This is a genomic window from Curtobacterium sp. VKM Ac-1376, from assembly GCF_015351025.1.
Taxonomy (GTDB): domain Bacteria; phylum Actinomycetota; class Actinomycetes; order Actinomycetales; family Microbacteriaceae; genus Curtobacterium.
The window spans coordinates 197,996-217,321 of the sequence record NZ_JADKRV010000005.1 but is presented as its reverse complement, the minus strand read 5'-3'; the positions used below and the strand labels follow the sequence as shown (position 1 = coordinate 217,321).

Below are 19,326 nucleotides of genomic sequence, written 5' to 3'. Positions count from 1 at the left end.
CCGGCGGGGAGGCGCGGTGCCCGCGGGCCCCGCGCCTCCCGTCCGGAACATGGTCGCGGACACGCGACGGTGGCGTCGCCACCTTCTACATGTCGGCGATGAGACGGAGCGTGTAGCCGTCGGGGACCGTCTGGTGTTCGACGTAGTGCATGAACACCGGCGCAGCCTGGTCGGCCGTGAACAGCTCGGCAGGATGCCGCGGCTCGTGCGCAGCCTGCACGTCGATGGTCTCCGTGAGCGGTTCCGAGAGGTCGTGGTCACGGCCGACGATGTAGAAGCGGTACTCACCGTCGTCCTCACGGCGTCGCAGCTCCACGCTCACCTTCTCCGCGGTGCCACCGGCCTGCAGGTAGGAGTTGCCGTACTCGTCGATGACCGACTGCGGGCCGGCGCGCCAGGTCTGGTCCTCAATCGGCGCAGAGAAGACGAGCCACGCGAAGTGGTCGTCGTTGTCGAGGAGGCCGAGGCTGCGTCGTACCTGGTCCGGGCGCGGGCGGAACGTGTCGTTCAGCACACTGCTGACTGACCCGTTGGACTTCATGATGATCAAGGCCGGCTACTCCACGTGCTCGTAGGCGACAGAGGTGATCTTGATGCGCACCCCATGGAGCGTGGCATACGCGGGCTTGTCGCGACTGGGAGCGGGAAGCAGAAGCGTCGGGCGCGGGTGCTGCAGTCCGATGTCCCCTCGTTCTCAGTGATCGACGCACTGCGCATCCCCGCCGTGCTCCGCGACGAGTACGGCAAGCAAGCAACGCGCCCGCTTATGGTCGCCAAGGGGCTCGAGATGACGCCCACCGGGGGAACGTTCCGGATGCTTACCGGGGCAGCAACGGCCTATGGCCTCACCGATGGGGCAGCACAGAGTGACGAGATCGCACTCACATCGCTCGGACGCCGCGCCGTCGCCCCAACCGCGGAAGGAGACGACGTAGCGGCGCTCGCGGAGGCCGTCCTCAAGCCTCGCGTGGTCAGGGAGTTTCTTCAGCGCTACGACGGCAGTCGCGTCCCATCCAGGCCCATCGCTGAGAACGTGGTTGAGGAACTTGGCGTCCCAAGCGACTCAGTCGGACGGGTGCTCGATCTCATTCTTGTAAACGCGGAAGCTGTCGGGTTCCTGCAGGACATAGCCGGGCAGCAATACATCGACCTCAACGGATCGCCCGCTCCCTCAACGACAACCGAGCCTTTGGAGAATGGAGCCGACACGCGGCGTGAACTCCCAGAGCGCAAGGCTGGCAGCACCGACATCGTCGCGCCGCTGATGCCCGATCCTTCGTCGACAGTGGAATCCGTGCTCCCGCCAGCTCCGTCGTCACAGAACGATTTGGCGAACAACAAACGCGTGTTCATTAGTCACGGACGGAACATGTACATTGTCAACCAGAAGAAAGAAATATTGACTTTCGGCGGTTTTGAGCCAGTCGTATCGGTCGAAAATGAGACCCTGTCGAAACCAGTGCCCGATAAGGTCATGGACGACATGCGTTCGTGCGGTGCTGCGATCGTTCACGTGGGGTCGGATAAGAAGATTGAAGACAAGACGGGCGTCGTGCATGACCTGCTCAACGAGAACGTCTTGATCGAAATCGGAGGCGCACTTGCCCTCTACCGTGGCAACTTCATCCTACTGGTCGAAAAGGGAGTGACTCTGCCCTCCAACCTCCAGGGTCTCTACCAGGTTCGCTACGACGGCGCGACGCTCGACTATGAGGCAACAATGAAGCTACTAAAGGCTTTCAACCATATCAAAGCCTCCACCTTCAAGGACTGATGAGTCGACTGATCACCGTCTACTGGATGAGATACGACCCGACCAGGGCCCAACCGCGACGACAGAAAGCTGTTGGGGGCACCTCCGGTCCTTCGGGCCCCGACCGACGCCGACGGGCAACCATTCGTCGGGACCGACATCCCCTACGTGGGATTGATTTCAACGACGTGGGAAGTAGTTTCGAGCGATCAGTCGGCGAGGGCGGGGCCTGGACCCAGCCGCCTGATAGTTGAGGTTTCGCTCATACGACCAGGTCTTTTCGGAAGAGGGTCTACTCAGTCATGACTTGTCCGACCTAAACAGCGCCGCGCCTCGTTGCCCTCACGGCGACAAACACAAAACACCCCCGGCCAAAGCCAAGGGGTGCTTGTAGACGGCGTTACCGTCCTTTGTCTGATCCTGTCGGCTGTCCAGATACGCTCGAGGTCGAGGCCGACGTGACACGATGACCCGACTGCACGGACTGGGTCGAGGCCGTCACTCGGAACGAGCCCGAACTGAGACGCGTCACTGATGTGTTCGCTGAAGACTTCATGCCACCTCCGTAGGGTTCACTCACTCTAGCTCATCCCACGGCGACGGTCCCTGTGCTTTCTCGGCGAGCCGGGCCTCCCACTCCGCCGCGATGCTCTGGACTACGGTTCGCCACTCGTCGAGATCCGCCGGCGCCAAGGCTTCGAGGTCGCGAGGCGTGGCGGAGCTCAGCACTGCAGCGGTGAACGGAGGGCCGTCGGGCACGTCAACCGAAAGTGGTGCGGCTACTACTGAGCGCCAACGATGACGGCCTGGTTCGTCAACAACACGAACGATCAACTCATCACTCGCGGCCGCTTCGCCAGCGATCCAGTCGCTGTCCCAGCCCGCATCGATGGTCAACAGATCGTCGGACCGAGTGAATATTCGATCATGCGAAACCCACCGCACTAGGCTTCCGACGCCGTCAGCCAGCCAAAGTGTCAAGTTGACCCCTGGCCCCATCAGTTGACGTAGTCGCTCCAAGTCTATCGCCAGTTGAGCGGAGTACTCGCGCTGGATCTCATCGAAATTCTCCGAGTGCTGCGAGAAGAAACGCCGCGCCCGTTCCTGAGGGACGGCGTAGGACTCCGCGGGGTGCCCGGACAAATATTGCACTTCGCGCAACACCTGAGCCGCGTCTGCGTGATCGTGGGTCACGAGAACAGACACCCCTATGGCTCGCCATTGCTCAGCCAGCGCGTCCTGGACTATTTGGAACTCAGAACGCGACACCCCCAACGCTGCCCGAGAAAGCAAAATGAAGACGTCATTACCATCGGGCTTCTTCAAGTCATGCAGCCACTGTCGGACGTCCGAATCACGATACGTAGTTCCAACGAGTACGAGTGGGCCCCTCTGTAAATAGTCCTGGATCGCTGACCGCTGCCATGGCGCAGGCTCTTGGCCTAGCGAGGTGAAGTCAGACAAGGTCAGGACAAAACTGCCCAAATCTTCTTCCTCCGGCGATATAGCTCCGTGGAGGTGGTGGACCTCAACGTCCCCCTTGTCGGCTCGAGGGACATCACTTGTTCGGATGAACGCTGCCCCGCCAGGAGCCTCGTGAACCAATGCTTCTTCAAGAAGAAGGTCGAAATTCAGGGTGAAAATTCCTATTTCGCGCTCGATCGCCAAGAACCTGCGAGCGAGGGCAGCAACCGCACGATGAAGAGCTGCCGGCGTCGGCTTTTGCCCCTGATACAGGGCCTCTCGAACCAGCGATGCCCACGAAGCACCCGCGGCGCTTTTCGCTGCCTCCGCTGCTAGGGCGGGGTCTTGACGAGCGAGGAACTGCTGCGCAGCGTTAGCTGACGATATGGCGCCGCTCCCGACGAGTAGACGACCAGAAAGTTGATCCCATCCAGGAAGCCCTGCCCCGATAGAAGCACCGGCCCCAACTAGTAGGCCGAGACATCGGGCGGACGCTAACGACAGAACAGGATCGCGAATATCTTCACAAAGCTCGGCTCCAGTCACGGCTGATCAGAAGTCCCAGTCCTCGTCCTCGGTGTTCACGGCCTTGCCGATGACGTACGACGAGCCGGAGCCCGAGAAGAAGTCGTGGTTCTCGTCCGCGTTGGGCGACAGGGCGGAGAGGATGGCCGGGTTCACGTCCGTGATGTTCTTCGGGAACATCGGCTCGTAGCCCAGGTTCATCAGCGCCTTGTTGGCGTTGTAGTGCAGGAACTTCTTGACGTCCTCGGTCAGACCGACCTCGTCGTAGAGGTCCTGCGTGTACTGTACCTCGTTCTCGTACATCTCGAACAGCAGCGAGAACGTGTAGTCCTTGAGCTCGTCGCGCTCGGCCTGTGTGAGGGTCTCGAGGCCCTTCTGGTACTTGTACCCGATGTAGTACCCGTGGACGGCTTCGTCACGGATGATCAGGCGGATCAGGTCGGCGGTGTTCGTGAGCTTGGCGCGCGACGACCAGTGCATCGGCAGGTAGAAGCCCGAGTAGAACAGGAACGACTCGAGCAGCGTCGAGGCGACCTTACGCTTCAGCGGGTTGTCGCCCTGGTAGTAGTCCATCACGATGGACGCCTTCTTCTGCAGGTTCGGGTTCTCCTCGGACCAGCGGAAGGCTTCGTCGATCTCACGCGTCGACGCGAGGGTCGAGAAGATCGACGAGTAGGACTTGGCGTGCACCGACTCCATGAACGCGATGTTCGTGTAGACGGCTTCCTCGTGCGGGGTGATCGCGTCGGGGATGAGCGACACGGCGCCGACGGTGCCCTGGATGGTGTCGAGCAGGGTCAGACCGGTGAACACACGCATGGTCAGGGTCTGCTCGGCCGGCGTCAGCGTGTTCCACGACTGCACGTCGTTCGACAGCGGCACCTTCTCGGGGAGCCAGAAGTTGTTGACGAGACGGTTCCAGACCTCGACGTCCTTGTCGTCCTGGATGCGGTTCCAGTTGATGGCCTGGACCCGATCAATGAGCTTCAGCTTCTCGACCAACGTGTGTTCCTTACAGAGATGGTGACTAAGTGACGGACTGGAGGCGCGGTGCGGGTTGGCACCGCGCCTCCAGGGAGCAGAGCGGCAGCTCTACAGCATGCAGCTGACGCAGCCCTCGACCTCCGTGCCCTCCAGCGCGAGCTGGCGGAGACGGATGTAGTAGATCGTCTTGATGCCCTTGCGCCATGCGTAGATCTGCGCCTTGTTGATGTCACGCGTGGTGGCGGTGTCCTTGAAGAACAGCGTCAGGGACAGGCCCTGGTCCACGTGCTGCGTCGCCGCGGCGTAGGTGTCGATGATCTTCTCGGCACCGATCTCGTACGCGTCCTGGTAGTAGTCCAGGTTGTCGTTCGTCATGAACGGCGCCGGGTAGTAGACGCGGCCGAGCTTGCCTTCCTTGCGGATCTCGATCTTCGACGCGATCGGGTGGATCGACGACGTCGAGTGGTTGATGTACGAGATCGAACCGGTCGGCGGGACGGCCTGCAGGTTCTGGTTGTAGATGCCGTACTGCTGGACGGACGCCTTCAGCGCCTTCCAGTCGTCCTGCGTCGGGATCGTGATGTTCGCGTTGTCGAACAGCGACGCGACGCGAGGGGTGGCCGGCGTCCAGACCTGGTCGGTGTACTTGTCGAAGAACTCACCCGACGCGTACTTCGAGTCGCGGAAGCCGTCGAAGGTCTCGCCGGTCTCGATCGCGATCTTGTTCGACGCGCGCAGGGCGTGGAACAGCACCGTGTAGAAGTAGATGTTCGTGAAGTCGATGCCCTCTTCGGAGCCGTAGTAGACGCGCTCACGAGCAAGGTAGCCGTGCAGGTTCATCTGGCCGAGGCCGATGGCGTGCGACTTGTCGTTGCCGTCCTCGACGGAACGCACCGAGGTGATGTGCGACATCTGCGAGACCGAGGTCAGGCCGCGGATGGCCGTCTCGATGGTCTTGCCGAAGTCCGGCGAGTCCATCGTCAGCGCGATGTTCAGCGAGCCGAGGTTGCAGGAGATGTCCTTGCCGATCTCCTTGTAGGACAGGTCCTCGTTGAAGGTGGTCGGGGTGTTGACCTGCAGGATCTCGGAGCACAGGTTGGACATGTTGATCCGACCCTTGATCGGGTTGGCCTTGTTCACCGTGTCCTCGAACACGATGTACGGGTAGCCCGACTCGAACTGGATCTCGGCGATGGTCGTGAAGAAGTCACGCGCCTTGATCTTCGTCTTCTTGATGCGCGAGTCGTCGACCATCGCGCGGTAGTTCTCGGAGATCGGGACGTCACCGAAGGGGACGCCGTAGACCTTCTCGACGTCGTACGGCGAGAACAGGTACATGTCCTCGTTGTTCTTCGCGAGCTCGAACGTGATGTCCGGCACGACGACGCCGAGGGACAGCGTCTTGATGCGGATCTTCTCGTCAGCGTTCTCGCGCTTGGTGTCGAGGAACTTCATGATGTCCGGGTGGTGGGCGCTGAGGTAGACCGCGCCGGCACCCTGACGCGCACCGAGCTGGTTCGCGTAGGAGAAGGAGTCTTCCAGCAGCTTCATCACGGGGATGATGCCCGAGGACTGGTTCTCGATCTGCTTGATCGGGGCGCCGGCCTCGCGGATGTTGGAGAGGAGCAGGGCCACGCCGCCGCCGCGCTTCGAGAGCTGCAGCGAGGAGTTGATGCCGCGCGAGATCGACTCCATGTTGTCCTCGATGCGGAGCAGGAAGCAGGAGACGAGCTCGCCGCGCTGTGCCTTCGCCGTGTTGAGGAACGTGGGGGTCGCGGGCTGGAAACGGCCGGCGATGATCTCTTCGACCAGGTCGATCGCGAGCTGCTCGTTGCCCTGGGCCAGGCCGAGGGCGGTCATGACGACGCGGTCCTCGAAGCGCTCGAGGTAGCGCTTGCCGTCGAACGTCTTGAGCGTGTAGCTCGTGTAGTACTTGAACGCACCGAGGAACGTCTGGAACCGGAACTTCTTCGAGTACGCCAGGTCGTTGAGCCGCTGGATGAAGTCCAGCGAGTACATGTCGATCGTGGCTTGTTCGTAGTACTCGTTCTCGACCAGGTAGTCGAGCCGCTCCTTCAGGTTGTGGAAGAAGACGGTGTTCTGGTTGACGTGCTGCAGGAAGAACTGCTTGGCGGCCTCACGATCCTTGTCGAACTGGATGTTGCCGTCCGCGTCGTAGAGGTTGAGCATCGCGTTGAGGGAGTGGTAGTCCATCCCCGTCTGCGGCGACGTCAGATCGACGTCTGCAACTGCTGCGTCCAAAATGCATCCAATCCTGAGTTGACCGCCGACACGTCGTCAGGGGTCCCGAAGAGTTCAAACCTGTACAGAAGGGGGACGCTGCACTTCTGCGCGACGACGTCCCCTGCGAGGCCGTACGCCTCGCCGAAGTTCGTGTTGCCACCCACCACCACACCGCGGATGAGCGAGCGGTTGTGGGCGTCGTTGAGGAACCTGATGACCTGCTTGGGGACTGCGCCCTCGCCGTTGCCGCCACCGTAGGTGGGCAGGACCAGGACGTAGGGCTCGTCGACGTGCAGGAACGGGTCGCTCGGGTAGAGCGGGATCCGGTCCGCGTCGCGGCCGAGCTTCTCGACGAAGCGCGCGGTGTACCCGGACACGCTCGAGAAGTAGACCAATCGGCTCATGGTGCGCTCCTCTGGAGAAGGTGCGGAACAGGCGGCCCGGGGGCGTCCTGCGGGCGGTCGTCGGGCCTCCTGAACGGGACCGGGTGACCGTCCGCAGGACGGGAGACGACTACGCCAGTTCGGCGCTGAGGGTCGCGATCTTGTCGGGGCGGAAGCCCGACCAGTGGTCGTCGTCCGTGACGACGACGGGGGCCTGCATGTAGCCCAGGCTCTTGACGTGCTCGAGCGCTGCTTCGTCCGTGGACACGTCGTGCACTTCGTACTCGATGCCCTTGTTGTCGAGGGCCCGGTACGTCGCGGTGCACTGGACGCAGGACGGCTTGGTGTAGACGGTGACGGCCATGTTCTCCCCTGGTTCCTACTGGTTTCTGCTGTGCTGTGGAGGTGGTGCTGATGTCTGTCCGCAGTCGTGTCCGGGAGGGGCCGCTGCGATGTCTCCACACTACATCTAGTGGCTAGCCGCGGCACCGACCACAAGAGGGAGTGTTACAGCCATGTAGTTCTCCACAACGTCCTCCACAGTCTGTGGATTCCCGGGAGGCCCGATTTTCCGCCAGTCTGCGGCCGACCACCGACACTTCCCCACACCGGTGGACAGTCGCGATCCACATGTGTGGAATCAACGCATCGGCGTGTCGCGAAGGGCCCCTCCCCAGGACGGGGGACAGCCCCATCCGGCTGGTCCGTACACTCGTCTCGTGAGTACGTACGGCCCCCTCCTGAAGACCCCCGGCGTGGGTCGCGTCATCGCCGCACAGCTCACCGCGCGGTTCCCGTTCGGCATGCTGTCGCTGGCCTACCTGCTGCACGTCGAGCACGTGTTCGACTCCTACGGCGCGGCCGGTCTGGTGCTCGCGACGACGAGTGTCGGGCAGGCGCTGGCCGGCCCGCTGACGAGCCGGTGGATGGGCAGCTGGGGCATGCGCCCCGTCCTCATCCTGACGAGCATCGTCGCGCTGATCAGCATGGTGGTCATCGCGTTCGTGACCATGCCGCTCTGGGGCTACGTGGTGGTCGGGTTCCTCTGTGGCCTGGCGGTCCCGCCCGTGCAGCCCGCGGTGCGCACCATCTACCCGAAGATGGTGACCTCGGCACAGCTCACGCCCCTGTTCTCCCTCGACGCCAGCGCGCAGGAGCTCATCTGGGTCGCCGGCCCCGTCATCACCACCTTCGTCGCCACCCAGGTCGGCACGGTGGAGGCGATCGTCGTCGCGATGGTCTTCCTGGTCGTCGGCGGCGCATGGTTCATCGCCTCCCCCGAGCTCGGCCGCGTCCGCATCCCCCGTTCCAAGCGCGCGTTCGGTGTCGTGCTGAAGCGCCCAGCCGTCGTCGTCGCCACCCTGACCGGTCTGCTCCTCATCGGGGCCTGCGCCGCGGTCGAAGCGAGCGTCACGAGCGTCTTCGGCGAGGGCAGCCCGAACGCCGGCATCGTCCTGGCCGTGTTCGCGGTCGGTTCGCTCGTCGGCGGCCTGGCGTTCGGCCACCGCCCGATCTCGCGCAACACCCTGTGGACGCGGATGACGGTCGTCTTCGTCGGTCTCACCCTGGCCCTCGGTGGAACCGGCTTCTGGTGGCTCTGCCTCGCGCTGGTCGTCGCGGGCGTGGGCATCGCGCCGGCCCTCGCGGTGATGTTCGGTTCGGTGTCGGCGACGGTCAAGTTCTCCGACACGGCCGAGGCCTACGGCTGGATGGGCACCGGCCAGCTGATCGGTGCCGCCGGCGGTTCGGCGATCGCCGGCTTCCTGATCGACGGCAGCGGCCCCGTCGGCGGCTTCACCGTCGGCGCCGTGATGGCCGGCCTGGGCGTGCTGCTCCCCCTGGCGATGCGGAGTTGGCTGCCGGACCTGCGAGGCCGTGACGCCAGCCCGATCCCCGACACCGAGCCGGTGCACCTGCCGACCTGATCGGCGGGCGCGCGGCGCCGCGCGGTTCGGGGCGCACCTGGCGCACCTGGCGGAAACGGGCGTACCTGGTCGGAAGTTCCGACCAGGTACGCCCGTTTCCACTTGCCATCGCGGCCGGTATGGGAAGGAACGCGCGCCCGGCGAGCGGGTCGCGTTCTCCACAGACGGCCTGGAGGCCCGGCGTGCGCCCGCCAGGCTCCGGCAGGATGGGTGCATGGTCACCTCAGTCCCCCTCCGCGACGGCCGCTCGATCCCCGCGATCGGCTTCGGCGTCTACAAGGTCGGCGACGCCCAGGCCGAGACGGCGGTCGGTCTCGCGCTCGACGCCGGCTACCGGCACGTCGACACCGCCGAGATGTACGGCAACGAGACCGGCGTCGGGAAGGCGATCCGGGCCTCCAGGGTCGACCGTGACGACGTCTTCGTGACGACGAAGGTGTGGAACGACCACCAGGGGCGCGACGCGACCCTGCGGGCGTTCGACGGCAGCCTCGAGCGGCTCGGGCTCGACGTCGTCGACCTCTACCTGATCCACTGGCCGGCCGCCGCGAACGACCGCTACGTCGACACCTGGCGCGCGCTGGTCGAACTGCGCGAGTCGGGGCGGGCGCGGAGCATCGGCGTCTCGAACTTCCAGGTGCCGCACCTGCAGCGACTCATCGACGAGACCGGCGAGGTGCCGGCGCTGAACCAGGTCGAACGGCACCCGTGGCTGCCGCAGCGCGAACTCATCGCGTTCCACGAACAACACGACATCGTGACCGGGGCGTGGTCGCCGCTCGGTCGCGGTCGGTTGATCGAGGAGCCGGTGCTGACGGGCATCGCGGGCGCGCACGGGGCGAGCGTGGCGCAGGTGCTCGTGCGGTGGAACGTGCAGCAGGGCGTCGTGGTCCTGCCGAAGTCGGTGACGCCGTCGCGGATCCGGTCGAACCTCGACGTCGACGGCTTCGTGCTGACCGACGACGAGCTCGCGGCGATCGCGACGCTCGAGTCCGGGCAGCGGACGGGCTCCCACCCGGACTCGGTGTCGTAGTCGTCGCTAGCCCCGGCGGTCCTCCTCGGACTGCCACGGCAGGTGCAGGTCGCCCGGCTCGGGCTCGACGTCGCCGGCGTCGTCCGCGCCGCCCGTCCCGGGGGCCGCGATGACCTTGGACGGGTCGATGCCGTCCTCACGCAGGTCCGCGTCGTCGCGCTGCTTCGTCTGCGACGCGTCCATCTCGCGCTCGCTCGACGGGCTGTACGACGTGTCCGCTGCTCGCTGCTCGCGGTCGCTGACCCCGTCGACGTCGTCGCTGTGGGCCGCGTCACGGAGCGCGTCGTTCCGTGCGCGGTCGTCGGACGGCTCGGGGCCGGGGGCGTTCGGGATGCTGTCGCTCATGGTGTTTCCTCCTGCGTCGGACGGTAGTCCTGCCGCCCGAGTCCCAGTCCGGTCACGGCGCTCGATCGGGCCCCTCGTCCCACCACGATCACCGCGAGGGGGAACGATGGGACGAACACGGACCGTGACGACCGCGGTGATCGGCTCGGCGCTGGTGGGGCTGCTGCTCACGGGGTGCACGGCGTTCGGCGGGGACGACGCGATCCCGACGCCGACACGACAAGCGACCGAGCGCACGGCGGAACACACGCCGGACCCGACGCTCGCGACCGATCCGGTCGAGGTCGAGCAGGTCCTGCCCACCGGCACCGTGGCGGCGGAGACCGACGTCGTCTCGCCGAGCGGTGACACGAGCATCCACGTCCGCGTCGTGGCGAACGACAGCGGGACCTTCGACGCGCAGCTGTCCCACTACCGGACGACCAATCCGCAGCCGATGCGCCTGGAGTCCGGCACCGGCCCGCGAAGCCGCTCGACGCCGAGGACGGCTCGGTGCATGACCTGGTCGAGTGGGACGCCGCCGTCCGTCCACCGACCTCGTTCACCGTGGGGCAGTCCGGGCCACGCCCCGACTACCTGAGCAGCGTCGTCCTGGTGCCGGTACCGGTGGCCGACGAGGACCCGTCGGAACGTCCCTGGGCTGGATCGGTGCTCGCCGCCGCTGACCTCACGTGGAAGATCCCGGACCCCTACCCCGACCTCCCCGTCACCGTCCGCGAGGACCGCCCGGGCGCCTACGGCATCGTCACGGACGTCGACGGCCGACCGGCGAACTACCTGGTCGCGCACGGCGACGAGCTCTCGACCGTCGCGGAGCGGTTCGCCATCACGCCGGCGCAGCTGCTGTGGATGAACCCGTACCTGGATCCCCTCAACGACGACTGGCTGCTCGAGCGCAACACGCTGAACATCGACCCCGCTCGCCGCTGAGGCGAGGGGCCGGTCGGGTCCGTTACGGTTGACCAGCACTCGGCACCACCAGGAGGTCCATCGTGACGATCGTCGCCGCCGCAGACGGCTCAGCTCTCGGCAACCCCGGCCCCGCCGGCTGGGCCTGGTACGTCGACGACGACCGGTGGGCGGCCGGAGGCTGGCCCCGCGCGACGAACAACATCGGCGAACTCACTGCCGTGCTGCAGCTGCTCCGCGCCACGAAGGACACCGGCGAGCCGCTGCACATCCTGTGCGACAGCCAGTACGCCATCAAGGCCTGCACCGAGTGGCTCGCCGGCTGGAAGCGCAAGGGCTGGCGGAAGGCCGACGGCAAGCCGGTCCTCAACGTCGAGATCATCAAGGAACTCGACGCCGAACTGCAGGGCCGCAAGGTCACGTTCGAGTGGGTCCGCGGCCACGTCGGTCACGAGATGAACGAGGCCGCCGACGTCCGTGCCCGCGGTGCTGCCACCGCGTTCCAGAACGGCACCGAGGTGCCGCACGGTCCGGGGTGGCCGGGCGCCGAGGTCACCGAGCCGTCGGCGCTGCCAGAGGCGACCCCGCCCGCGACCCTCTTCTGACGGTCCTGACCGGTCAGTAGGTCCCGTCGCGCCGGTCCTGCTGCGTGATCCGCTCCCCCGACGCCGGGTCGACACCCGAGCGCGTGGTGGTCGTGGTGCGGCGACCACCGAAGGCCACGGCGAGGCTGATGATGAGCAGCACGAGACCGGCTGCCATCAGGATGTAGCCGATCAGGCGGAGGTCGATGCCGGCGAGCTGGATGTCCAGCGCGAAGGCGACGATCGCGCCGATGACGATCAGGGCGATGCTGGATCCGATGCGCATGACGCAGTCCTCTCGGTGGGGGTTGGCTCCGGAGACGGTACACGTCGAGCGGCGCCCGCGCCGATCAGTCGACGTCCACCTCGGCCCACCCGTCGAACCGCCCGATCTCGGTGACCCGCACGACGGCCTCGCCGACCTCGTCCGAGGCGTCCAGGTCGATCGTCGCCGAGAACCCGAAGTCCTTGTCGCCCTCGGGGTCGGCGAAGATCTGCCGCGCCCGCCAGACCCGGGGTGTGGCGGTGGCGCCACTCTCGTCGAGCACCAGGTACTGCATCGAGCGCGCGTCGGCGTCGGTGCCGATGCTGTCGTGCTCCTCGTAGTACTCCTCGAGCACGTTGTCCCACGCTGACCGGTCGAAGCCGACGGTCGCGTCGAGTTCCCCGAGCCCGTCGATATCGTCGGCCGCGGCGAGCAGCACCCGCTGGAACAGGGCGTTGCGCACGAGCACCCGGAACGCCCGCGGGTTCCCGGTGAGCCGCGCGGGTTGCGGCGGCGTGATCTCCTCGTGCTCCTCGGACGCGAGCAGCACGTCGCCGTTGAGCAGCGCTTCCCACTCGTCCACGAGCGACGAGTCCGTCTGGCGCACGACCTCGCCGAGCCACTCGATCAGGTCGTCGAGTTCCTGGTTCCGCTGCTCTTCGGTGATGGTCTGCCGCATCGTGCGGTAGGCGTCGGACAGGTACCGGAGCACGAGCCCCTCCGACCGGGTGAGCTGGTAGAACCGCACGAAGTCCCCGAAGGTCATCGCCCGCTCGTACATGTCACGGACGACGGACTTCGGCGACAACCGGAAGTCGAGGACCCACGGCTGCTCGGCGGCGTAGGCCTCGTAGGCGGCGGTCAGCAGCTCGTCGAGCGGCTTCGGCCAGGTGACCTCCTCGAGCAGCTCCATCCGCTCCTCGTACTCGATCCCCTCCCGCTTCATGCGCGCGACCTCTTCGCCGCGCTCCTTGAACTGCTGCTGGGACAGGATCGCCCGCGGGTCGTCGAGCGTCGCCTCGACGACGGACACCATGTCCAGGGCGTACGTGGGCGACGAGGGGTCGAGCAACTCGAACGCGGCGAGCGCGAACGGCGACAGCGGCTGGTTGAGCGCGAAGTTCGGTGCGATGTCGACGGTCAGACGGTAGGCGCCGTCGACCTTCTCGATCACCCGCGCGTTGATGAGGGTCCGGGCGATGACCAGCGCCCGTCGGGCCATCGCGAGCTGTCGTGAGCGGGGCTCGTGGTTGTCGTAGACCAGCGACCGGACTTCCGCGAAGGCGTCCCCACCGCGGGCGACGACCGACAGCACCATCGCGTGGGTGATCCGCATGCGGGAGACCATCGGCTCGGGCTCGGCCGCGATCAGCCGTTCGAACGACGCCTGCCCCCAGGACACGAATCCCTCCGGCGCCTTCTTCCGCTTGATCTTGTTCTTCTTCTTCGGGTCGTCGCCGGCCTTGGCGACGGCGCGGGCGTTCTCGATGTCGTGCTCGGGTGCCTCGGCGACGACGTCACCCTCGGTGTCGTACCCGGCACGTCCGGCACGACCGGCGATCTGGTGGAACTCACGCGCGGACAGCTGGCGCATCTTCGTGCCGTCGAACTTCGTCAGCCCGGTGAACAGCACGGACCGGATCGGCACGTTGATCCCGACGCCCAGGGTGTCGGTACCGCAGATGACGGGCAGCAGGCCGCGCTGGGCGAGCTGCTCGACGAGCCGACGGTACTTCGGCAGCATGCCGGCGTGGTGCACGCCGATGCCCGCCCGGATCAGGCGCGACAGGGTCTGCCCGAAGCCGGCGCTGAAGCGGAATCCGGCGATGGCCTCCGCGATCTGGTCACGGCGTTCGCGCGAGGCGACCTTCGCGGACATCAGCGACTGCGCCCGTTCGAGTGCTGCGGCCTGGGCGAAGTGCACGATGTAGATGGGCGCCTTGCCCTCCTCCAGCAGCCGTTCGACCGTCTCCTGCACCGGCGTCATCACGTACTGGTACTCGAGCGGCACCGGCCGCGAGACACCGGTCACGCGGGCGGTGGGCCGGCCGGTCCGTCGGGACAGGTCGTCGGCGATGGTGGTGACGTCGCCGAGGGTCGCCGACATGAGCAGGAACTGCGCACGCTCGAGCACGAGCAGCGGCACCTGCCACGCCCAGCCGCGGTCGGGGTCACCGTAGAAGTGGAACTCGTCCATCACGACGACGTCGACGTCGGCGTCCGGTCCCTGCCGCAAGGCCAGGTTCGCCAGGATCTCGGCGGTGCAGCAGACGATCGGGGCGTCGGCGTTGACGCTCGAGTCACCGGTGACCATGCCGACGTTCTGCGGACCGAACAACTCGACGAGCTGGAAGAACTTCTCGGACACCAGCGCCTTGATCGGTGCCGTGTAGTAGCTCCGCTTGCCCTCGGCGAGGGCGGCGAAGTGCGCTCCGGCCGCGACGAGCGACTTCCCGGTGCCGGTCGGCGTGCTCAGCACGACGTTGGCGCCGGACACGAGCTCGATGACCGCTTCGTCCTGCGCCGGGTACAGCGGTCGGCCGCCCTCGGCGGCCCAGGCCGCGAAGGCCTCGTAGACCTCGTCGGGGTCGACGACGCCGTCCACCGCCGCCGGGATCGCGGCGACGAGCGGGGGCACGGTGGTGACGTCGGTCATGCCCCCATCCTCCCAGGTGTCGCCATGACGGACTGGGCCCACGCCGCCGGTCTCGGGCCGACGCGCCAGCGGCGGACCGGCCGTGCCGGTGGGGAGAGGCGCGTCCGGGCCGACGCGCCAGCGCGGACCGGCCGTGCCGGTGGGGAGAGGCTCGTCACCAGGCCGCCCCGCGCCTCCCGTCCGCAGTGATCCGGAAGGAAGCACGTCTTCATACGTGCGCATAGACTCGCGTCATGCGCGAACTCGGCTTCCTCTCCTTCGTCCCGAACCACGGCGGCACCGACGGCGCCGCCGGCGCCCTCGAGGACGGGCTGCGCCTGTTCGAGACCGCGGAGTCGCTCGACTACGGCACCGGCTGGGTCCGGGGCCGACACTTCGAGCCGTACCTGACGAGCCCGATGACGTTCTTCGCGGCCGCCGCCCAGCGCACCAGCACCATCACCTTCGGCACCGCCGTGCTCGGCATGCGCTACGAGGACCCGGTGCGCCTGGCCGAGGACGCCAGCACCGTCGACCTGCTCAGCGGTGGCCGCGTGCAGCTCGGCATCAGCACGGGCATCGCCGGCTACGGCCCCATCCTCGACCCGGTGTTCGGCACCGTCGATCGGTCGTTCCGTGACGAGGCCGAAGCCCGCGCCGCACGCCTGCTCGAGGTCCTGCAGGGCGACCCACTCGGCAGCGCAGGCAAGGGCTACGAGAGCATCCCCGCCGGTGCCGACCTGACCCTGCAGCCGCTCAGCCCGGGCCTCCGCGAGCGGGTGTGGTGGGGCGGTGGCAGCATGAGCACCGCGATCCGCACGGCGGAGAAGGGGCTCCTGCTGCACTGCTCGACCCTGAACACCGAGGACACGGGCGCCCCGTTCGCCGAGGCACAGGCCGATCAGATCGCCGCCTACCGTGAGCGGTTCGCCGAGCTGCACCCGCAGCGCCAGTCCAAGGTCGCCGTCGGTCGCATCGTCGTCCCGCTGGTCGACGGCCACGACCGCGCCGTGCACGAGGAGTTCCTGAGGGGCTACGCCGCCGGGATGGACGACGAGGGCCGGCCGCTCTCGGGGACGCCGCCGTTCCGGTTCAGCAAGGTGCTGTCCGGTGAACCGGCAGCGATCGTCGATGCACTGCTCGCCGACCCGGCGGTGACCGCGACCGACGAACTCGTCATCACCCTCCCAGCGAACGGGGATCGCGCGGCGCACGAGCGGATCCTCCGCATCGTGGCCGAGGAGATCGCGCCGGCACTGCGATCCTGATCGCCGCCGGGAGTCAAGGGCATCCGGCAGGGCTCAGATCGAGTTGGTGAGGCCCGAGAGCCCGGCCGGATGACCATCTCGTCCCTGATCCGTACGAGATGGTGCAACCATCGTTCCACCTACCAAGCGGTTTGTCACACGGATGCACGCACTCGCGCGGAGAAGCTGACCAACTGTCACCCGTTTTCCCAGGTTCGCAGGAAGTCAGTCAACCGGTTCGCCGGAGCGGTTGCTGGCCGGAACGACGAATGCGTCCCCGCGCGGACGCGGGGACGCATTCTGGACGCACCGGGGACGCCAGGGCTCCAACGGCCGGATCAGGAGACCGAGGCGCTCACCCAGCGACCCCGTAGTCGGTGCGTGCGCCGACGGTAACCAGCCGACTGGCGCAGAACGATGTTACTGAATGGACTTGCGAGCTGCGCGGAAACCGGACGACTTCTTCACTCCAGTTCGAGGGACGCCGTTCCGACGACATCGGAGACCGAGGCGCCGACGTGCAGTGTGAAGGCCCCCGGCTCGTACTGCCATGAGCCGTCCCAGTGCGCGAAGGACCGTGCGGGAACCTCGATCGAGACCTCCGCCGACTCCCCCGGGCTGAGGCGCACCGGGGCGAACCCGACGAGCCAACGCACCGGCCGGTCGACCGTGGACTCCGCGCGGGACGCGTACACCTGCACGACGTGCTTCCCGGCACGATCCCCCGTGTTCGCGACCGTCGCCGTGACGATGACCGCGTCGCCCTCGCGCACGGTCGGCGTCGCGGAGACACCCTCGATCGACCAGGTCGTGTAGCCGAGGCCGTGCCCGAACGGGTACGCCGGCTCGGTCCCAGCCCGCAGCCAGGCGCGGTAGCCGAGGTGGATGCCCTCGTCGTAGGCCACCGTGCCGCCCACCGGGGTGACGTCGAGCACGGGGACGTCGGCGATCGCGGCCGGCCAGGTGGTGGGCAGGCGACCGCCGGGCTCCTGCGCGCCCGTCAGCACGTCGGCCAGGGCGTTGCCGTACTCCTGCCCGCCGAACCAGGTCAGGAGCACCGCGGCGACGTCGTTCCGCCACGGCATCTCCACCGGCGACCCGGCGTTCACGACGACGACGGTGTTCGGGTTCGCCGTGGCGACGGCGCGGACCAGGTCGTCCTGGTGGCCGGGCAGCGCGAGCGACGAGCGGTCGTAGCCCTCGGACTCGACCTTGGAGTTCGTGCCGACCACGACCACCGCGACGTCCGCACCACGGGCGGCTTCCACTGCAGCCTCGATGAGCGCAGCGGGGTCGTCGTCCGACGGCTCGGTGCCGAACTGGTAGGCCAGCACCCCGCCGAGCGTCTCGTCCTGCACGATGTCGTACTCGATGCGGATCGCGACCTGCTGTCCCACGGTCACCGACACCGGCACCGAGCGCGCCGGCGGGTTGAGGAACGCGGCGCCGAGCTGGTCGCCCTCGAACGGCACGTCCTCGTCGAGCAGCAGCTCGCCGTCGATCCACATCCGTGACCGCCCGGCCGCACCGATGCCGAACCGGACGGTGCCGGTCGACTCCGCCGTGTAGGTCGTGGTGATGTCGAGCCGGTCGGCCTGACGGGTCGGGGCGTCGCCGCCGAACCAGAACAGTGCCGTTGCACGGCGGTCCTCGACGTACAGTTCCTCGCCGTCCTCGACGAAGGCGACCCGTGCTCCGGGCTCGCCGGTGCCGGGGTTGGTGATGGTGGACAGCGGGAACTCCGCGATGCCCTCCTGCACGACGGCGCCGATCGCGTAGTCCACGCTCGCGCCGGGGAACGCCGACCGGATGCCGTCCAGTGGCGACACGACCTGCGACGGCACGACCGTGGCCGACCCGCCGCCCTGCGTGCGTGCCTGGTCGGCGTTGTGGCCGATCACCGCGATGCGCGACACGGCGGGGGCGTCGAGCGGCAGGACACCGGCGTTGCGGACCAGGACCGTTCCCTCGGCCTCGGCCTCGCGCACGAACGCGATGCCGTCCTCGACGTGCACGGGTTCGGCGGCGACGTGCTCGAAGCCCTCGAGCGCTCCGACGCGCGCGGCGAGGGTCAGGATCCGGCGGACCTTCCGGTCGATCGCCGCCATCGGCACCTCGCCGGACTGCACGGCGGCAAGCAGCGGGCCCTCGCTCCACCACGGGTTCGGCCCGGGCATCGCGACGTCCTGCGAGGCCTTCGCCGAGTCCACCGACCGCACGCCGGTCCAGTCGGACACGACGATCCCGTCGAAGCCCCACTCAGCGTTGAGCGGGGTCTCGAGCAGGTCGTTCTCCGACGCCGTCACGCCGTTGATCGCGTTGTACGACGACATGACCGCCCAGGCGTGCGCCTCAGTGACGGCCTGCTCGAACGCGAGCAGGTACAGCTCGCGCAACGTCCGGTCGGACACCTCGGTCGACGCGGTGAAGCGGTCGGTCTCGTAGTCGTTCGCGATGTAGTGCTTCGGGGTCGCTGCGACACCGTTCTCCTGCACGCCATCGACGTAGGACGCGGCCAGGTCACCCGTGAGCACGGGGTCCTCGCTGAACGCCTCGAAGTGCCGGCCACCGAGCGGCGACCGGTGCAGGTTGATGGTCGGGCCGAGCACGACGTCGACGCCCTTGCGGCGGGCCTCGACGGCCGCGGCCGCGCCGTACCGCTTCGCGATCGCCCGGTCCCACGACGCACTCAGCGCCGTCGCCGACGGCAGGTTCAGGGACGGGTCACGCTCGTCCCACACCTCGCCGCGCACGCCGGACGGACCGTCCGACATCAGGATCCGGCGCAGCCCGATCTTCTCGATCGGCCAGGTGGTCCAGAAGTCACGTCCGGTGAGCAGCTGCACCTTCTCGTCGGTGGTCAGCTGGCCGAGGAGCGCATCGATGCGCTCGACCAGCGACGTCGACGGACTGGAGGCGGTGCTCGCGTCGTTCACGGTGGTCACGGTGGTCGGTCCTCTCGTTCAGGGCCGCGGGCGTCGCCTGGACAGCCGGGGCCTCGTCGCCCACACCCACCATCCACCGGGTCCG

At 67.2% G+C, this 19,326-nt stretch carries 17 protein-coding genes; 7 read left to right on the top strand and 10 right to left on the bottom strand.

Features of this window, described 5'->3' with window-relative positions; translation table 11 throughout:
- Positions 1-85: 85 nt before the first annotated feature.
- On the bottom strand, positions 86-550 hold the full coding sequence (locus ITJ56_RS09040) for a hypothetical protein (RefSeq protein ID WP_194629863.1): 465 nt from the start codon (positions 548-550) through the stop codon (positions 86-88).
- 147 nt (positions 551-697) lie between these two features.
- Here ITJ56_RS09040 and ITJ56_RS18930 point away from each other — a divergent pair, with 147 nt between their 5' ends.
- Positions 698-1,774, top strand: a complete 1,077-nt coding sequence (locus ITJ56_RS18930) for a TIR domain-containing protein (RefSeq protein WP_194629861.1) — start codon at positions 698-700, stop codon at positions 1,772-1,774.
- A gap of 555 nt (positions 1,775-2,329) precedes the next feature.
- On the opposite strand, the gene ITJ56_RS09030 is transcribed toward ITJ56_RS18930, so the two are convergent.
- The 5 genes from ITJ56_RS09030 to nrdH form a co-directional block, all read right to left on the bottom strand.
- On the bottom strand, positions 2,330-3,421 hold the full coding sequence (locus ITJ56_RS09030; protein ID WP_194629859.1) for an SIR2 family protein: 1,092 nt from the start codon (positions 3,419-3,421) through the stop codon (positions 2,330-2,332).
- A gap of 348 nt (positions 3,422-3,769) precedes the next feature.
- Complete coding sequence (gene nrdF, locus ITJ56_RS09025; RefSeq protein ID WP_017886894.1) at positions 3,770-4,744, bottom strand: class 1b ribonucleoside-diphosphate reductase subunit beta; 975 nt, start codon at positions 4,742-4,744, stop codon at positions 3,770-3,772.
- A 90-nt stretch (positions 4,745-4,834) separates the two neighbouring features.
- On the bottom strand, positions 4,835-6,940 hold the full coding sequence (nrdE, locus tag ITJ56_RS09020; protein ID WP_194629858.1) for a class 1b ribonucleoside-diphosphate reductase subunit alpha: 2,106 nt from the start codon (positions 6,938-6,940) through the stop codon (positions 4,835-4,837).
- Positions 6,941-6,957: 17 nt separating this feature from the next.
- Positions 6,958-7,374 carry a class Ib ribonucleoside-diphosphate reductase assembly flavoprotein NrdI gene (gene nrdI, locus ITJ56_RS09015; protein ID WP_194629856.1) on the bottom strand — a complete coding sequence of 139 codons (417 nt, stop codon included), beginning with the start codon at positions 7,372-7,374 and terminating at the stop codon, positions 6,958-6,960.
- 109 nt (positions 7,375-7,483) lie between these two features.
- The gene (nrdH, locus tag ITJ56_RS09010) at positions 7,484-7,717 is read right to left on the bottom strand and encodes a glutaredoxin-like protein NrdH (protein WP_017886897.1); all 234 of its coding nucleotides are present in this window, start codon (positions 7,715-7,717) and stop codon (positions 7,484-7,486) included.
- Between the two features lie 355 nt (positions 7,718-8,072).
- On the opposite strand from nrdH, the gene ITJ56_RS09005 reads away from it, so the two are divergent.
- Both ITJ56_RS09005 and ITJ56_RS09000 read left to right on the top strand, forming a co-directional pair.
- Positions 8,073-9,278 (top strand): MFS transporter, encoded by a 1,206-nt coding sequence (locus tag ITJ56_RS09005; protein WP_194629854.1) that lies wholly within the window; start codon positions 8,073-8,075, stop codon positions 9,276-9,278.
- A 214-nt stretch (positions 9,279-9,492) separates the two neighbouring features.
- Positions 9,493-10,311, top strand: coding sequence for an aldo/keto reductase (locus ITJ56_RS09000; protein WP_194629852.1), 819 nt, complete (start codon positions 9,493-9,495; stop codon positions 10,309-10,311).
- A gap of 6 nt (positions 10,312-10,317) precedes the next feature.
- Here ITJ56_RS09000 and ITJ56_RS08995 read toward each other — a convergent pair whose 3' ends face one another.
- Positions 10,318-10,656, bottom strand: coding sequence for a hypothetical protein (locus ITJ56_RS08995; protein ID WP_194629850.1), 339 nt, complete (start codon positions 10,654-10,656; stop codon positions 10,318-10,320).
- A gap of 106 nt (positions 10,657-10,762) precedes the next feature.
- On the opposite strand from ITJ56_RS08995, the gene ITJ56_RS08990 reads away from it, so the two are divergent.
- From ITJ56_RS08990 to ITJ56_RS08980, 3 genes are all read left to right on the top strand, one after another.
- Positions 10,763-11,236: a hypothetical protein gene (locus ITJ56_RS08990; protein WP_194629848.1), complete on the top strand. Its 474-nt coding sequence runs from the start codon at positions 10,763-10,765 to the stop codon at positions 11,234-11,236.
- Positions 11,149-11,586: a LysM peptidoglycan-binding domain-containing protein gene (locus tag ITJ56_RS08985; RefSeq protein WP_194629846.1), complete on the top strand. Its 438-nt coding sequence runs from the start codon at positions 11,149-11,151 to the stop codon at positions 11,584-11,586. The genes ITJ56_RS08990 and ITJ56_RS08985 overlap by 88 nt, the downstream gene beginning before the upstream one ends.
- A 62-nt stretch (positions 11,587-11,648) precedes the next feature.
- A complete protein-coding gene (locus tag ITJ56_RS08980; RefSeq protein WP_323749766.1) occupies positions 11,649-12,170 on the top strand; it encodes a ribonuclease H in 522 nt (173 codons plus the stop codon).
- Positions 12,171-12,183: 13 nt separating this feature from the next.
- Here ITJ56_RS08980 and ITJ56_RS08975 read toward each other — a convergent pair whose 3' ends face one another.
- Together ITJ56_RS08975 and ITJ56_RS08970 are read right to left on the bottom strand one after the other, a co-directional pair.
- Complete coding sequence (locus tag ITJ56_RS08975) at positions 12,184-12,435, bottom strand: DUF6458 family protein (RefSeq protein WP_194629844.1); 252 nt, start codon at positions 12,433-12,435, stop codon at positions 12,184-12,186.
- 64 nt (positions 12,436-12,499) lie between these two features.
- On the bottom strand, positions 12,500-15,070 hold the full coding sequence (locus ITJ56_RS08970; RefSeq protein ID WP_194629842.1) for a DEAD/DEAH box helicase: 2,571 nt from the start codon (positions 15,068-15,070) through the stop codon (positions 12,500-12,502).
- A 233-nt stretch (positions 15,071-15,303) separates the two neighbouring features.
- Between ITJ56_RS08970 and ITJ56_RS08965 the strand changes: the two genes are divergently transcribed.
- Complete coding sequence (locus ITJ56_RS08965; RefSeq protein WP_194629840.1) at positions 15,304-16,317, top strand: LLM class flavin-dependent oxidoreductase; 1,014 nt, start codon at positions 15,304-15,306, stop codon at positions 16,315-16,317.
- 443 nt (positions 16,318-16,760) lie between these two features.
- Here ITJ56_RS08965 and ITJ56_RS08960 read toward each other — a convergent pair whose 3' ends face one another.
- Entirely contained in the window at positions 16,761-19,241 is a 2,481-nt protein-coding gene (locus ITJ56_RS08960; protein ID WP_194629838.1) for a beta-glucosidase H, read from the bottom strand.
- Positions 19,242-19,326: the final 85 nt, after the last annotated feature.

Excerpts from the sequence above, each read along its gene's own strand:
- nrdE (WP_194629858.1), bottom strand. The coding sequence starts at position 6,940 with ATGGACTACCACTCCCTCAACGCGATGCTCAACCTCTACGACGCGGAC.
- nrdI (WP_194629856.1), bottom strand. The coding sequence starts at position 7,374 with ATGAGCCGATTGGTCTACTTCTCGAGCGTGTCCGGGTACACCGCGCGC.
- nrdH (WP_017886897.1), bottom strand. The coding sequence starts at position 7,717 with ATGGCCGTCACCGTCTACACCAAGCCGTCCTGCGTCCAGTGCACCGCG.
- ITJ56_RS09000 (WP_194629852.1), top strand. The coding sequence starts at position 9,493 with ATGGTCACCTCAGTCCCCCTCCGCGACGGCCGCTCGATCCCCGCGATC.
- ITJ56_RS08995 (WP_194629850.1), bottom strand. The coding sequence starts at position 10,656 with ATGAGCGACAGCATCCCGAACGCCCCCGGCCCCGAGCCGTCCGACGAC.
- ITJ56_RS08990 (WP_194629848.1), top strand. The coding sequence starts at position 10,763 with ATGGGACGAACACGGACCGTGACGACCGCGGTGATCGGCTCGGCGCTG.
- ITJ56_RS08975 (WP_194629844.1), bottom strand. The coding sequence starts at position 12,435 with ATGCGCATCGGATCCAGCATCGCCCTGATCGTCATCGGCGCGATCGTC.
- ITJ56_RS08970 (WP_194629842.1), bottom strand. The coding sequence starts at position 15,070 with ATGACCGACGTCACCACCGTGCCCCCGCTCGTCGCCGCGATCCCGGCG.
- ITJ56_RS08965 (WP_194629840.1), top strand. The coding sequence starts at position 15,304 with ATGCGCGAACTCGGCTTCCTCTCCTTCGTCCCGAACCACGGCGGCACC.